We start from the raw sequence: 14,026 nt of genomic DNA on the forward strand, positions 1-14,026 counted from the left end.
GGCACTAGCAGTCATTCTAAGCGCCGTGGTAATGGTCAAGTATGTACGCTGTGGTGCGATCTGGTTGTTTGGATTATTGCTGTACTTTTGGGTCAGCGGATGCACTTGATTCCCGATTCTCCTGGGAACTCTCAGAATACGGTTACGCCGTTCTTGATTTACAAGTTTGAAAAGGAAAATTGTGTCTTTCTATTCCGCTCCCAACCGCGGCCGCCCCATTGTGATTTCTGGCGGCTTAGGGCGTATCAACAAGGTTTCGCGCGTGTTAAGCGGGATGGTTGTGATTCACTCTTATCCCGAAGTTTTCTTTGATCCCGAAGAAGCGTTCTGGCCTCAGATCGAAAAGCAGCGATTGCACCCAACAGTGCGTTTCTACTTGCACTCGCTGAACTGGCTCGACTTCATAGTGGACCGTGCGGCGGAGCTTCCTGAGTCGGAGTGGACTGAGGAAATCTCAGCCGGCGCAGAGTTCGTCTGGGCGGTGGCGTGGAATTGGTGGGAGATGAATCACGTAACGCCTGGGTGGAAAGACGATGAGTACGTTTGGGGTGGGCACGCGGTGGCGATTAGGGCGGCGTCGCTAAGCGCGCTTAGTGAAATCTTCCCTGAAGACGAATGGCTGCATGAGGCCATCGAATATCACGGAAAGTGGTTGCTGGATCATTTTGATGGATACTGGAACCATGGGCTTTCCCAGGCACTGGCACTGATGGTGGTGGGGGATAGGCTGAGTAATGAGTCGATGCTCACCACCGGTGCAGAGCGCGCAAAAGCTTGTCTTGAAGTAATGATCGACGAGGAAGGCGCTATCAATGAACAAGCTCCGGAGTACGCGAATTATATTGAAAGGCTGCGCCAGACCGCCGTCGATGCCCTTGAGTTGTTTGGGGCACCGGGCGCAGATGTGCTGCGCGCGAAGAAGAAGCCGCTCGAAGAATACATTGCGCATTCACTGACCCCAGGTGGCACATTCATTGAAGTTGGAGACTCAATGCCTCGGCGTCCTGAGTTCGTGCGCGGAGGGGCAGTGGAATTTGCACTATCGAATGGCGCGACTGGTGTGGAGATTCCACGAGTAAAGGTGTACAACGCTGGGTATGTATTTGGGCGCTCAGGTTTTGGGCAACTCCGGGCACAAAATATGGAGAGCTTCTATTCCCTGCGCTTTGGGCCCGCCCGTGACATACATGGTCATTTTGACCATTTGTCGCTGACGTTTTGGGACCGCGGCAGGAACGTCATTGTGGATGCTGGCCACCCAGGTTATGCACGGGGGAAGATGCGTGATTACGCGCAGAGCCGGCAAGCACACAATGTGCTTATGGTGCGCGGGAAGGAACATAACCCCGAGGCAGCCTCACGGTTGGTGAGTCACCAGGTTGAAGAGGCGTGGTCTGCATTCGATTTGGAAGACACTGCGTGGGACGGCCTGAAGTGGAATCGTAGTGCCTGTTTTACTGACTGCGGCCCTTTTGTGGTGACGGACAGTTTGGAGCCTACGCCGAAGGTGGAGTACGCAGAGCAGCGTTGGAATGTGGCTCCGGAGTTTGAGTACGTGGGATCGCAGTATGAAACAGTCCGGTTCTGCTCTGTAGTTGACGGAACACAGTTGGTCTTTATCCGTTACGGAATTGAAGGGTCGCGCTATTTCGAGCACACCGACGTGAATATGGCACGGGGAGACCGCGAAGGGCTTCGCGGCATTGTCTTCCGCAATGAGCAACCCACGGACACGTGGACTGTAGGCTTTGGACGCGCCACCCGTGACTTCGGACTGCTCACAGCTGTTGTCGTGGCTGGGCCGGCGGAGAAGGTGGAGTACACCTTCAAGGACAGCGGGCCAGGCACGAGGGTGCTACGTATCGTTCGTGGGCCGCAGACCTATCTATTCGAGTACGACATCCAGGCACAGAGAGTGCGGGCGCTCTCCGTGCCGGTTGAGCGGGGTTATGCCGAGGGAGGGCTCAGTCGACGCTAATTCGCTCTGCTACTGTGCGATTGATACGCCAATCAGCGCGGCCTTCGCTGAAGCCTGAATAGTACAACTCGAAGGTGAGATCATCGCCGCTGCCGTGGGGGACGAGTGCGGACTTGTAGAGGTTGGGGTAGCCGGACTCCTCGTGGGAGATAATCGGTGTATCCGAACGCTTCCAGGTGACGCCGTCCTTAGAACGCAAGAGGTAGAGGTTACCTTGCTTGACGGTGCCCGGGATGATGTGGACGAGGCCAATGTATTCACCGTCATACAGCTGAACGTCGATATGCCACAGGCGCTGGCCGGACGCTAGCCCCGGCTCAAATTTGACGGTGGTAGGAGCCGACCAAGTCTTGAGATCCGAGCTTTCGTAGAAGACCACGCGGTTAGGCAGCCCACCGCCATTTGCCACGCCGTAGAGGCGCCAATTCTCACCGGTCCAGATGAGGGCTTGGGACATGAACTGTGGTTCAAGGGACCTGATTTCTTCCTTTTCCGACCAGTGCACTCCATCGTCCGATTTGACTAGGAAAATCCGGTTGGTCTTGCCGTTAGGGCGGTCCACCATGCGCCATGTCAGGTACATCTCGCCGCTGGGAGCCATGACGAGCTGAGTATCGGAGTTATGTGGGTTGGGCTTGCCCAGCTGGTCATCGATAGGGTTGTCGAGTCCGTCTGGAACTTGCCACGTCCAGCCATCGTTAGATACGACGACGTTGGGGTCTTCAGCGCCTTCATCGCTGGCTGGGTATGGCGTCATGGCCATCCAGTACTTCCAACCATTCCAACCGTTCTCAAAGTAGAGGACTGAAGGGTGGGTAGCTTGGCCGCTGCCTTCGTGGGTGGGCAGTGTCAGCTGCGGGCCGCGGGGAGCGGTCCACGCCCACAATGGATCCTTATCTTCACTGGTGGCGAGCCGGTCTTTGATGCCGGCAACGTGCTGCGCAAAACCAGGGGAGGGCTCCACGGAGGTGACGGGGGCAGGAGCTGTGCTTGTGGTCGGTTCCGGCGAGGAGCTGGGTTCCTCAGTGGGTGCCGGGGAGATTGAAGGTTGAGTGGACTCAGGCGTGGAAGTGGGAGTGCTTGGAGTTGTTGCAGGGGTGGTGCTCGGTGCTGGGGCCGACGAGGAGCCGTTGGAAGAACCGACTCCGGGCAGTATGCCGGCGATGAGCGCCAAACCGCCGACACTTGCTGCAAGCGCAACAAGTGCGGCAACGGCCTGCCGGACCTGTTCCTCATTGAACTGGGGAAGGGCAGGCATCTGGAAGGATGGGAATTGTTGTGCCTCAGCAGGTGCTGGGGTGGTTGCCTGTCCGGTAACGAGAGAGGCGGTGAGGGCTAAAGCAACGAGTGCTTTACCGGTGCGTGGCGGTCGACGCATGAGAGACTCCTTTGTGCATGAGGACGAGACAGATCGAAGTCTAGTTTGTGGTGACGTGTGAGGCAGGGGAACGGGTGGACATCGACAAGCGTGTGCGCCACAACTTCCGTTCTTTAGTAGTCCGAGGTCCTATGCGGTGTTCCCAGTGCATTAGGATTGACCCATGGCTAATTCCACTTCCGTCCGCACTGTTGTTGTCCCCGCAGCGGGTATGGGTACGCGTTTCCTGCCTGCGACTAAGACTGTCCCGAAGGAGCTTTTGCCTGTCGTGGACACTCCCGGCATTGAGATGATTGCTGAGGAAGCCGCGGGGGCCGGGGCAACACGGCTAGCTATTGTGACCTCGCCTAACAAGGATGAGGTCATGCGCCATTTCGATGAGTTTCCTGACCTAGTTGAGATCCTGCGTGCTCGTGGAAAGGATGAGCAGGCAGCGAAGGTTGAGCGCGCCGCGCAGATCATTGACCCCGTTGCTATTGTCCAGGACAAGCCTTTGGGCTTAGGGCACGCTGTTGGTTTGGCGGAGTCTGTCTTGGACGAGGACGAGGACTACTTTGCTGTCATGCTTCCCGATGACGTCATCGAGCCCACTGCAGCTATGAGCGAGATGATTCGTGTGCGCCAGGAGTATGGTGGCTCGGTGCTGTTAGCTGTGGAGGTAGACCCAGCGCACGTGTCGAACTATGGCGTGTTTGATATCGAGAACACCGACGAGGACAGTGTGAAAAAGGTTGTTGGCATGGTGGAGAAGCCAGCAGCGGAGGACGCACCGTCAAACCTCGTCGCAACTGGCCGTTACCTGTTGGACCGCGAGATTTTTGATGCTTTACGTCGCATCGAACCAGGCAAAGGTGGGGAGCTGCAACTGACTGACGCGATTGATTTGCTTATCTCGGAAGGTCATCCTGTTCACGTCGTAGTCCACGATGGGATCCGCCATGACTTGGGTAACCCGGCCGGCTTTATTCCGGCCAGCGTGGAATTTGGCCTGCGCCATCCAAAGTATGGTCCGGCGTTGTTTAAAGACCTTGAGGCCATCATGGAAAAATATAGGCAGCAATTGGGTTAAAGATGCGAAGAGGCCTAGTTCCCGTTAGGGAATTAGGCCTCTTTTGTTGCGTACTCGGGAAGAGCAGCAGTCAGACTAATCGACCGTATTCACCCGCTGCGGCCAATCGTGTGCGGCGGAGTTGAAGGAACCGGAAACGCTGCGATCACCGGGCTTCGCGCAGGTCAGGTCAGCACTGTCGCTGCCGATTCGGCAGGTAAGGTCATAGCTCTCACCAGTCACGGGGCTCTTGGCAGTGATGTGAGCGGTGTAGAGGGAGCCGACCGTGGGGTTTGAAGGCTCGAGCGGGGTCATGGTGTAGGTGGCCTTCGAGGCCGGGGCGAACATGGCCGCCGCGAACTCGCAGGACGTGGCGCTTCCGGCAGTGATGGGGTGGCCCTGCGGGGTTGTACCGCAGTTGCCGCCAATCTGGCTGGCATTCGTGGTGTTTTCCTCTGCGTCGTCGTGTGCCTCATCGTCATCGTCAGCGTCGTCCGCAGCTGTAGTTGGGGAGGGAGTGGAGTCTTCTTCCGTGCTGGTGCCGTCATCACTGTCCTCGGTGGTCGTTTCCTCCACGGCAACCGTGGTGTCGTCGACGCTGTCGGTGTCAGGTGAGGTGGTTGGGGAAGAGGTGTCATTGCTGCATGCGGTCAGCGCGCATGCTGTGGCGATAGCGAGTGTGAGAGAAGAGAGTTTGTGCATAGCACAGCAGTATATACGGGAATGGTGGCCTGACCTGCTTATTAGCGGAAAATTATTGAGACGGCCGAGGTGGAATCGTGGCGGGGTGGGCAGCGCCACGCGCTAGTGAATCAACCCCGGCAGAACAAACGTCATCCCGGTGCTCCAGACCAGGTGCAGGGTGGGGGAGGAGACGTCGGAAAGCGCGCGGCGTGCCACGTCGCGGAAAAAGAGTTCCTCGCCCACGCCGTTGATGACGAGCGTGGCCAGCGTCATGGGGACGCTGCCGTGGCGCATGTTGTCCAGCAGGTCACTCACCGGCCCGGCCAAGGCGGGGGATGGAGCGAACGATGAGGGCACCGAGTGTTGTGGGCATTCAGCCTTCGGGGAAGGCCTCGTTTCGGTACTCCCTAGAGCTTGAGGACGGATCCATACGTAAGGTCCCACGGCCGCGAATTAAGGGACCGTGGGCGAAGGCTGCTGAGATCGATGAACTCGTGAATCATCAGGTGAGGCTACACGCGCAACGAGGTGGGGAAGAGCAAGACCGTGCCGCAAGCTTCATGATTGAGAGTTGCCGCCTAGGAGAAGCTATGGAGCTGGGAAGTGCCGATGATTTCATAATCACCGATCCGAAAACTCTTGAAGAACTGGTGAATTCCCCATTGGACGTGCTTTTGGACGGAGTGCTAACCGCCCCCTGCGAGGAAGGGCTGCAGATATCTCCCATGGGCGGAGTCCGCATTGTGCAAAGATTCGCGGAAGTCTCATCCAGATGAAGTGCTTGAGGTCGTGGCAAAAGAAGAGAAGGAGTGGAAATTTAAGCTTCGAGAGCATCAGGGAATTAATTCTGCGCGATGGGAATGGGAATTCTATTGTGAGCACTACCGTCCGATGTTTGAACTCTGGCGTGAATGGTGCGGTTTTGCTGCGGTACGGAAGTACGAACGAGAAATAGCGGCTGAAGCAGAGGGAGAAAGGCTTTTTGACTTGGCTAAGCGGCTAATCGAGATTATTGAAGAGAAACAACCAGAGATTGCCAAAATGTACCGGCAGGAACTACTTGCGGAGCAGATAACGCCGTATACCATCCGCGAGACCCCTGACAGGCCATTAGAGCCTGACGAAATTCCAGTTCGGGTTGAGTATCGCAGGCGGCGTTGGGGGTGATAGCAGTGCGTCTCTCGATTGAAAGGGCAAAATGAGGCATGATTAGGGGCAGAAGCAGCCCTACATTACGTACTGCTGCTTGACCCTCACCGGAGGCTACTGGCAGGTGAGGGTCATTTAATTTTCTTTCGCGCCCGGTAGACGGTGCGGTCGTTCAATCGAGTCGTTTCAAAAGGGGCGAGAACATCGAACTTTGAAAGCTTGTCCCAGGTTCTTCGCCATTCCGCCTTGGATTGAGAATCGGGGACCCGCGAATAGGCGGATGTGTTTGAAGAGGCGATCCATGTCGTCGTCAAGCACGTGCACGTGGCCATGCGCAATGAGTGATGACCAGGTTCGGGAGCCACACTGAAACCTGGTGTCCTTTAGCTTTCTGTGCATCACGTCGTTGACTGCAGCAGGCACGTGGAGTTTGTCATTGCCCACGAATTTGAGAAGAAGGTCCTGCTCACCGGAGCAGATGAAGTTCAGCAACACGCTGGTGTCCGCAAAGATGAACCTTCTAGTCACGGTGAACCTACTCGTTTGCGAAGAAGTCTTCTAGGTCGGTCTCTATATCGCGCTGACCTGTTAGGTTTTGGCCGACAGAACCCGGGACGGCGTACATTGAGTCGGCTACTTCCTCTGGGCTTACTTGCTCGGCGAACGCTACCGTTGGCAGCGCGATGAGCCCCTGAGCGTATGCCTTGTAAGCATCGGCCACGAGTCTCTCGGAAGCTCGTGGCAGCTGCGCAATTTGGCAGGCGTGGTCATATGTGGCTTTCCATCCGAAGCGGGAGGCGAGTTTCTTAGCGGTGTGACTTTTTAGTTCCTCTTTAGTGTCTTTCGAGATGAGACCTGCTTGATGAAGCTGGATTGCCGCTACATAAGGCGAGACCTGGAAGCGTTGGACAACTGCAGACAAAAGCTCTTCTGGATCTTCGTACTGAGGTATCTCACGCAACGCTTCCTCGGGGCAGAGTACGCAGCGCGCAAAGGTGTTTGCGCGTGTTTCGGAAGGCAGAGTCTTGTCACATTGCAAGGAAGCACCATCTTCCGTAATGTCCCCGGCCACGATGTGCCCGATTTCGTGGGCGACAGTCAAACGCTGACGGAAAGGGTTGTTGCTCGTGCTAATCCCTACGGTTAAGGCACCTGAAACAGGATCACGAAGAGTCAACGCGTCGAGGTCATCCGGCAAGTCGAGGACGATGAAGTCAGCATCAACGAGTTTCATGAGGTTGTTAATGTCGCCAACTGGTGCTAAGCCGAGATCGTGCTTCGCACGGAAACCAGCAGCCAGCTCCACACCCTGTTGTGAGGGGCTCGTTGACTTAGGCATTTGTGCTATCCAGGTTCACTCGGAGCTGGAGATATGGAAGAAGGGCTTGTGTTCCGTCTTCAACTTTGGTCTCGTGACCACGGGCTGCAACGCGCACGCGCTTAGAGAGTGGGGTGGCGTCCACAAGCTCAGCGGCATCGATACCTAGTGCCCACGCGAGGGCCATGATGTGGTGGAGAGTAGGCGTGGCCGTGCCTTTCTCTAGGCGGGCCAGGGTGGGCTGGGACAGGATGCCTTCAGTCATAGCGGCAAGCTCTCTCTGGCTGAGCCCGCGCAGCTGACGCTGCGCACGGACTCGCTCGCCGAAGTCAGTGGGGATGTTCATGGTGGTGCTCCTTGTTGACTTCGATTAAACACGTGAATCAAAATTGAGTCAATGCGATTCGGGAAGTGATGTGAATTGGTCGCAAACGAGTGTCTCCATCGCGTGCTCAGGCAAGCCTGAAATCTTGGTCAGTAAATTCGTGGTTGAGCTGGTGCAAGACCGTAAGAGCTTCAAAAGGGGCTGTTCAAAGCTGATGTGTGGATTTTCGATACCGGCGTGGATGCCACTTTTACCATGGGTCCGTATTTTGTAAACTAAAAAGTAGCGAGGTTAGTGATGTAAAATGATCGAATGTAAAATGAGATACGGATCTTTGAAGCTACTTATTCTAGTTCTTTAGAAGGGGTTGGGTTTGCTTTTAAGAATCCCCACCACAGAAGCCGTCCTTGAGGGCATTGTTTGGCACTACACGGATGTGCAGGGCTTCAAGGGAATTATTGAATCCGAAGGATTATGGGCCACGAATGCTGACTTTCTGAACGATCCTACGGAGCTTAAATATGGTGTAGAGCTTTTGATTGAGCGCCTATCTGAAAGGCTTGCGGAAGAAAAGCAAGTTGAGGAACAGGCGAACCTTAAGTATATCCTTGAGGTCTTTAGAGACGCGTCTGGTTTCTTCGAGTCTCAAACCAGTCAGTTTTATTTGCTTTCTGCGAGTGTGGAAGGCGATTCCTTAAACCAATGGGCGCATTATGCAGGCGGTGGCGGCGTGGCAGTAGGTATTTGCGCGCAGTACAATCTGCAGATCGTTGACCGAGATCGAAAACTCGTCCCGTTTACATTGGGTAATTCGGAATACGGGAAACTCGGGAATCCGTGTTACATTTCGTCGGGGTGGCGAAAAGTCCTCTATGATCCTGATCGACAGATCAATCAGCTTGATGAGCTAATCAATTTCTATCTTCGGCCCATGAGAAATGAGACGCTGTCTGAATCTGCGATGGACGCTAAAGAAAAACCCTCTAAAACTGTAGAAGATTTCTGGACGAGCGCTCGTTTAGTGTGTTCGTATTTGAAGCACCCCAGTTTCAAGGATGAACGGGAAGTCCGTGCAATCTACCATGATTACCGTGGTGATTTGTCGCACTTCCGTGCGACGCAAAAATCTATCGTTCCTTACTTAGAGACTCGATTTGGTTCAGTTCCCGTGCGCGGTGAAGCCAACATTCCGCACCTTTCCCATGTGCGGTTGGGGCCAGGTGCCACTAAAAAAGAGATTAGGGCAACGAAGGAATTCCTAAAGGCGAGAGGATTTAACTCGACTATGGTGACCATGTCGGTCTCCCCCTACTTGCCTTCTCGCTGACAATTGCACTAAGCACTCCGTCCTGCGGCTTGTGATAGTCAAGCCATAGCGGCGGAGATGCAGGTGCAACTTTAGTCTGCTTCCGCCTAGTCGCCTTGCACCTCAACGCTGCCCGTGAAATACCGTGACTGTGACTTTTCAAGGGCTCCAGGGAGGGCGTTGAAATGTGCACGGCCTCTAATCTAATAGGAATCGTGTCATGGATGGGGCAGCTCTAGCATCCGACGCGAGTGAACCCCTGCTTGGCAATGGTGGAGCTCCTCTTCCTGAAGGCTGCGGCGAGGGCAGGGACGTTGGCATCGAGAAAGTCGTGGACGGTTGCAGAGATGTTCTCTTTGTCATCGGCATCGCGTGTCACTCGGCCAACCTGTTGAATGACAACGCCTCGAAAGCTAACTGGGGCGGCCAGCACAAGAGTATCCAACGCAGGAAGATCAATGCCTTCGCCGGCCACCTGGGACATGGCTAAAAGGATGAAACGCGGTGCTGCGGCAAGTTGTTCACGGACGGCTTGCCTTTCGCTTGCCTTTTGTCCGCCGTGCAGCTGGAGGACGGGGAAGGGGGCGTCGGCAAGCAAGGCATGGAGAGCTGAGAGGTGTTCGCGTCTTTTCACCATGACGAGGACAGTGTGCTCGTCCTGCGCAGCTCGTGTGATGACATCGGCGATGAGTTGGTTGCGGTGTGCATCCGCCGCCAGAGCGGTGTCGAGGTCGGGCCAGAACAGGTAAGGAGCATCGTAAGTGAACTCCGTGTTGTGGACTACATAGTTTCGGCGCCCAGGGCGTTCGAGTTCGACGGTATGGCGGATAGGGCCGCAAATGAGGGGAAGCAGCTTATCGAGTCCGTCAGAACGGTACGGGGTGGCGGTCATGCCGAGCATAAAGCGAACATTGAGGTGCGCGAGGACGTTGGTTAAACCCGCAGCGCCGACTCGGTGGCATTCGTCAACGATGATCTGTCCATAGGCAGAGAGAAAATCAGTCTTGGAATCACTGCGGCTGATCGATTGGGCAGTGACAATGTCTATCTCTCCGCTGAGCTTCTTCTTAGTACCTGAGTATTGCCCAACCTGAGCTTCCGGGAGGAACTGCTTGAGGGCTTGGCGCCATTGGGTAGCAAGCTCCCTGGATGGAACAATCACCGCAGTGGGAACTTGACGCTGGGCGATGATTGCACACGCCATGACGGTCTTACCAGTGCCGGGAGGAGCAATGAGCATTCCAGACTTATGCTTGAGCATCTGTTTGACAGCCAAATGCTGGTAGGAACGTAGTTCACCGGCAAATGACGCATCGATGCGCCGGGGCTTGGGCGTAAGGCCACGGCGTGTGACGGTATATCCTGCAGTCTTCAGGATGTCGAGGACGTCATCGAGCGTGCCACGGTCGAGCGTGAGGACTTGGTCCTTTTCATCAAAACGTATGATGAGCCGTGGAGTGCCGAAAGTGGAGAAACGCTGAGCCTGCTTTATATAAAACTGCGGGTTGGCAAGAGCACCTAGGTGCCGCAGGGCCGTACGGGTGGTGGCGTCGACGCCTGATAAATCGACGTGGACGTGAGAATCGTGCGAGACGTGGACTTTTCCGGAGGCTCTGAGCTTCTTCAGCTCTTCGCGAGTGGGTGCCTGGGGAAGGGACGTCTCGGGATCGGGCTGAAGCGCAGCGTAGATTTTCTTGAGCTCGGAAAGCGTTGACTTCTTCGTCCCAGCCAAAGCCTCGAATTGGTCGGGCAAGGGTTGAAACTCATGATCGACGAAGATTGTTGTGCCTTCGGATCGATGGTGGCCTGCTAATGGGAGGGCAATCAGATTGCCGAAACCACGGCCTTTTGCCGGCAGTGTGTCTTGGGATGGAAAGAACCGGTCGAAACTGGAGAAGTATGAGTCCGGACTAGCCTTGGCAAGAAGTCCGATGCCCACGGAACGAGCGAGGCTGGCGGGAATAGGTTCGCCGAAGAATACCCAGACGTGAGCTCCGTTCCCTGATCGTGAAACCTCTATGAGCGGATCGAGGCCCTGGTTCTTGCATTCTTCCGCGTAGGCACGAACAGCTTGCTTGAAGTCGTCATCATCAAAATCGCAGACCAACAGCCGGCAACTATCATCTATGCACAGTGGATAAAGACCGACGTGGAAGCGGTTGTCTCGGCGTAAATGTCCTTCGATAACCTTTGGTGTCAGAGGCTTTAGGTCGGGATTTCTTCGGTCATAGTAGCCATTGCTGGCCGGGTACCAGGCCTTCTTTCCCGCAGTACTTTTAGCCACTGCGTAGACGTCTGTCCTCCCCGTGAAGTAATCCATGAAGAGCGCAATCTTCTCTTCCGGTGAGCGATTATCAGAGTGAACGCTCGCCGGCGGCGGTGTGTCTGCAGTACTAGGGCGCGAAGAAGTATGACCGAGGGCCTGCAGTAGTTGGGCTACCTGAGACTCCAATTCGCTAACGCGAGTTTCAAGTGCTTGGAGGCGTTCCTGTTCAGTCATGGTGCGTGTTCCTTGTGCGTCGGAACTAGTTTATCGGACGGTGAGCGGCTAAAGGCCTTGCCGGCCTGGCGTTGTATTGCTTAGAATAAGCGCACGACGAGCCGGCTGCCGGAACGTTGTCGCCTGGAGCCGCGAAGGCTCCGAGCTTTTTGGAGGGACTTCTGGGCGCAGTGATGGAGTGCGTGCCTTAACAGTCAAGCCTTGATTCTGGCAGGAGTGCCGGACATGCGCAGCATGTGGAGCATTGGAGTGCCCTCTAGACATTCGCCCACAACTCGGTTGTCCTTAAGAAGAGTCTCACTGAAAAGTGAAAGACGTTTCAGGTGTAAGAGTCATGCTGGGAAAGGAGCGCTGATGGCTTCCTCTACGCAGATTCTCCACGAGTGCTAATCTCTGAGATAAGCAGGCACTGACTACTGAAGGACAAAGGAGGGATTGAATTGACAAAGTCAACCGTTTCAAAGCTAGACAACATTAATACTTCTATTAATACTTCTGTAGCTCAGGTACAGAACATGGATGAGGAAGACCGTCGCCGCTACGTCGAGTACTTAGGGCGAGAGATTGCCAATTGGTCCGCGGAGCTTAACCGCCGTCTAGCTTGACCGCTTATCCCGCCGAAGAGGAAGTCCTTATCGTCGGGGAATTGGCTTGTGGATTCCCGCCCCAAATTCGTGATGCCAATCAGTTTAAAGCAAATGTAAACCGGCCGGCGACTACTGTTTTCGGGAGAGATGCGTTTCCAACCGCTTGGGATAAAGCTGCAGCACTGTTGCATTCTTTCTGCACCACGCAAAGTCTTTTCGATGGTAACAAGCGGACTGGCTGGGCGGCTTGCTGGTTGTTTCTCAGGCTGAACTTGGCAGTAGGTCCTCTGCTTGGAAAGGTTGATGCAGATGCCTCTGAGCAACTTGTGGAAAGAATAGTTAGTGAAAAAGTTGGCGTTCCTGAAATTGCAGATGCTTTGCGGTCTTTAGTGGCACCTTTTCTAGGGAACGCCGGTAGTCTACCTTCAGGATTTAGCGTACTTAAAATAACGGATGAAGGGGAAGACTATTTCGTAGGGGTTGGAAAGACTCCTGACGGAACTCGCTTTATTTACCTGTATCTCGCCGTGAACCAGAATACCCCTATTGAAATGGTGCTTACTCCCGATCAAGCACGCGAAGCAGCTGAAGAATTACTTCAATATGCCGATAACCCTCTAGAGAAAAAGAGGATAAAGTTTAAAGCTCGAGCAATTCAGGCGCACTTAGACATGCATGACTGGTCTCGGTATATCTAGACAGATTGAACTGCTAGGGCAAGAGGCTGGATACTAGGCCCTACGCACGGTTCGGTATAGTAAACGTGTGCGAGAGGCTATGGGGTGATAGTTGATGCAGGGTTATCCGTTGGAGAATTCGTTTGCTGAGTATGAGCACTTCTTTCCGCTGAAGGGGCTTGGCACACATTGTGAAGTCGCAGCGCTCACTGTAAATGAGATGGCTCGTTCACCCCGGGTTCTTACTTCAGAAGTTGCGGATGCCCTTGAGGCGGAATTTGAGCCTAAGGTTCGTGGGGCTCAAAAATGGGGGATATCTCGACTTCCTGATGAGCTAACAGCGGCGGCCTTGCAAGCCGCGGGAGCAGCTTTGCACTCGATAGGTCTGTTGCTGAAGTCCGACATTCGGTATCCGCTTACACCATCAATTCTTGCCAGACCTGCTCTAGAAAACGCTGCTCTAGTGATGTATGTGAATGAGCAAAATGACCCGTGGGTAAGAACCGCCCGAGCGGTAAACGCCGTGATAAATGGGTACGAGAACTCTGGCGCTGCAAGGCCCGAATCCAAGCTTCATGATGCTTTGGAGGCGCATCAAAAAATTAGGCAGGCGTTTGCATCGCAGGGGTACGGCAGGCGCCACAGACTATTGCCGTATACGGATCTGGTTGAGACGTATTTTGATGGGTTTAAAGGTCGTGAGATGTACAGCCAGTACAATCGCTCAGTGCACCACAATGTAATCCGCCAAATTGAAATAGGGATCTCAGCAGATATCGGAAGCCGCGGCAATGCAATGGAAACCTACGAAGTGGCTATCCGAACCGCTATCGTGGTAGCCACGGCAGCATTCAGCCTAAAGGAGTTCCGGCACTGCGACGACGTTGATGAAACACCGTTACATCTGCTTCTTGACGCTTTTAAAAGTTGGAGCGCGTACCTTGATCGAATTGGTGATGATGGCTTCGTCGATTGATGCTCGCTTCATCGAGACGATTGCCTGCCGGCTCCTTACTGTGACGCAGGCGTTGACTAGCTCCGTACTCATTGGGCATAATCCTTGCTAGGAGCAGCCC

At 54.7% G+C, this 14,026-nt stretch carries 13 protein-coding genes; 7 read left to right on the plus strand and 6 right to left on the minus strand.

The annotated features are described in order from the left end of the window. Positions 1-181: 181 nt before the first annotated feature. Complete coding sequence (locus RDN59_RS01865) at positions 182-1,978, plus strand: heparinase II/III family protein (protein WP_308606316.1); 1,797 nt, start codon at positions 182-184, stop codon at positions 1,976-1,978. Here the strand turns inward: RDN59_RS01865 and RDN59_RS01870 are convergent. Beyond that, positions 1,965-3,356, minus strand: a complete 1,392-nt coding sequence (locus tag RDN59_RS01870; protein ID WP_308606317.1) for a sialidase family protein — start codon at positions 3,354-3,356, stop codon at positions 1,965-1,967. The two genes, RDN59_RS01865 and RDN59_RS01870, sit on opposite strands and share 14 nt — an antisense overlap. Before the next feature lie 163 nt (positions 3,357-3,519). On the opposite strand from RDN59_RS01870, the gene RDN59_RS01875 reads away from it, so the two are divergent. Next, on the plus strand, positions 3,520-4,425 hold the full coding sequence (locus tag RDN59_RS01875; RefSeq protein WP_308606318.1) for a UTP--glucose-1-phosphate uridylyltransferase: 906 nt from the start codon (positions 3,520-3,522) through the stop codon (positions 4,423-4,425). Between the two features lie 75 nt (positions 4,426-4,500). Here the strand turns inward: RDN59_RS01875 and RDN59_RS01880 are convergent, their stop codons facing one another. Together RDN59_RS01880 and RDN59_RS01885 are read right to left on the minus strand one after the other, a co-directional pair. Beyond that, positions 4,501-5,106 carry a hypothetical protein gene (locus tag RDN59_RS01880; protein WP_308606319.1) on the minus strand — a complete coding sequence of 202 codons (606 nt, stop codon included), beginning with the start codon at positions 5,104-5,106 and terminating at the stop codon, positions 4,501-4,503. A gap of 102 nt (positions 5,107-5,208) precedes the next feature. Next, positions 5,209-5,403, minus strand: a complete 195-nt coding sequence (locus tag RDN59_RS01885) for a type II CAAX prenyl endopeptidase Rce1 family protein (protein ID WP_308606320.1) — start codon at positions 5,401-5,403, stop codon at positions 5,209-5,211. A 474-nt stretch (positions 5,404-5,877) separates the two neighbouring features. On the opposite strand from RDN59_RS01885, the gene RDN59_RS01890 reads away from it, so the two are divergent. Further along, the gene (locus RDN59_RS01890) at positions 5,878-6,255 is read left to right on the plus strand and encodes a hypothetical protein (protein ID WP_308606321.1); all 378 of its coding nucleotides are present in this window, start codon (positions 5,878-5,880) and stop codon (positions 6,253-6,255) included. A 517-nt stretch (positions 6,256-6,772) separates the two neighbouring features. Here RDN59_RS01890 and RDN59_RS01895 read toward each other — a convergent pair. Both RDN59_RS01895 and RDN59_RS01900 read right to left on the minus strand, forming a co-directional pair. After that, entirely contained in the window at positions 6,773-7,471 is a 699-nt protein-coding gene (locus RDN59_RS01895) for an ImmA/IrrE family metallo-endopeptidase (RefSeq protein WP_308606322.1), read from the minus strand. Positions 7,472-7,568: 97 nt separating this feature from the next. Further along, positions 7,569-7,901 carry a helix-turn-helix transcriptional regulator gene (locus RDN59_RS01900; protein WP_308606323.1) on the minus strand — a complete coding sequence of 111 codons (333 nt, stop codon included), beginning with the start codon at positions 7,899-7,901 and terminating at the stop codon, positions 7,569-7,571. 352 nt (positions 7,902-8,253) lie between these two features. Here RDN59_RS01900 and RDN59_RS01905 point away from each other — a divergent pair, with 352 nt between their 5' ends. Then, complete coding sequence (locus RDN59_RS01905; RefSeq protein WP_308606325.1) at positions 8,254-9,207, plus strand: DUF2971 domain-containing protein; 954 nt, start codon at positions 8,254-8,256, stop codon at positions 9,205-9,207. Between the two features lie 214 nt (positions 9,208-9,421). Here the strand turns inward: RDN59_RS01905 and RDN59_RS01910 are convergent, their stop codons facing one another. Then, entirely contained in the window at positions 9,422-11,686 is a 2,265-nt protein-coding gene (locus RDN59_RS01910; protein WP_308606327.1) for a DEAD/DEAH box helicase family protein, read from the minus strand. 440 nt (positions 11,687-12,126) lie between these two features. Here RDN59_RS01910 and RDN59_RS01915 point away from each other — a divergent pair, with 440 nt between their 5' ends. From RDN59_RS01915 to RDN59_RS01925, 3 genes are all read left to right on the plus strand, one after another. Further along, positions 12,127-12,291 carry a hypothetical protein gene (locus RDN59_RS01915; RefSeq protein ID WP_308606329.1) on the plus strand — a complete coding sequence of 55 codons (165 nt, stop codon included), beginning with the start codon at positions 12,127-12,129 and terminating at the stop codon, positions 12,289-12,291. Next, positions 12,288-12,971: a Fic family protein gene (locus RDN59_RS01920; RefSeq protein WP_308606330.1), complete on the plus strand. Its 684-nt coding sequence runs from the start codon at positions 12,288-12,290 to the stop codon at positions 12,969-12,971. Before RDN59_RS01915 ends, RDN59_RS01920 begins: the two co-directional genes overlap by 4 nt. Positions 12,972-13,065: 94 nt before the next feature. Next, the gene (locus tag RDN59_RS01925) at positions 13,066-13,926 is read left to right on the plus strand and encodes a hypothetical protein (RefSeq protein WP_308606331.1); all 861 of its coding nucleotides are present in this window, start codon (positions 13,066-13,068) and stop codon (positions 13,924-13,926) included. The last annotated feature ends 100 nt before the right edge of the window (positions 13,927-14,026 follow it).

It is taken from the genome of uncultured Corynebacterium sp., from assembly GCF_902489365.1.
GTDB lineage: Bacteria > Actinomycetota > Actinomycetes > Mycobacteriales > Mycobacteriaceae > Corynebacterium.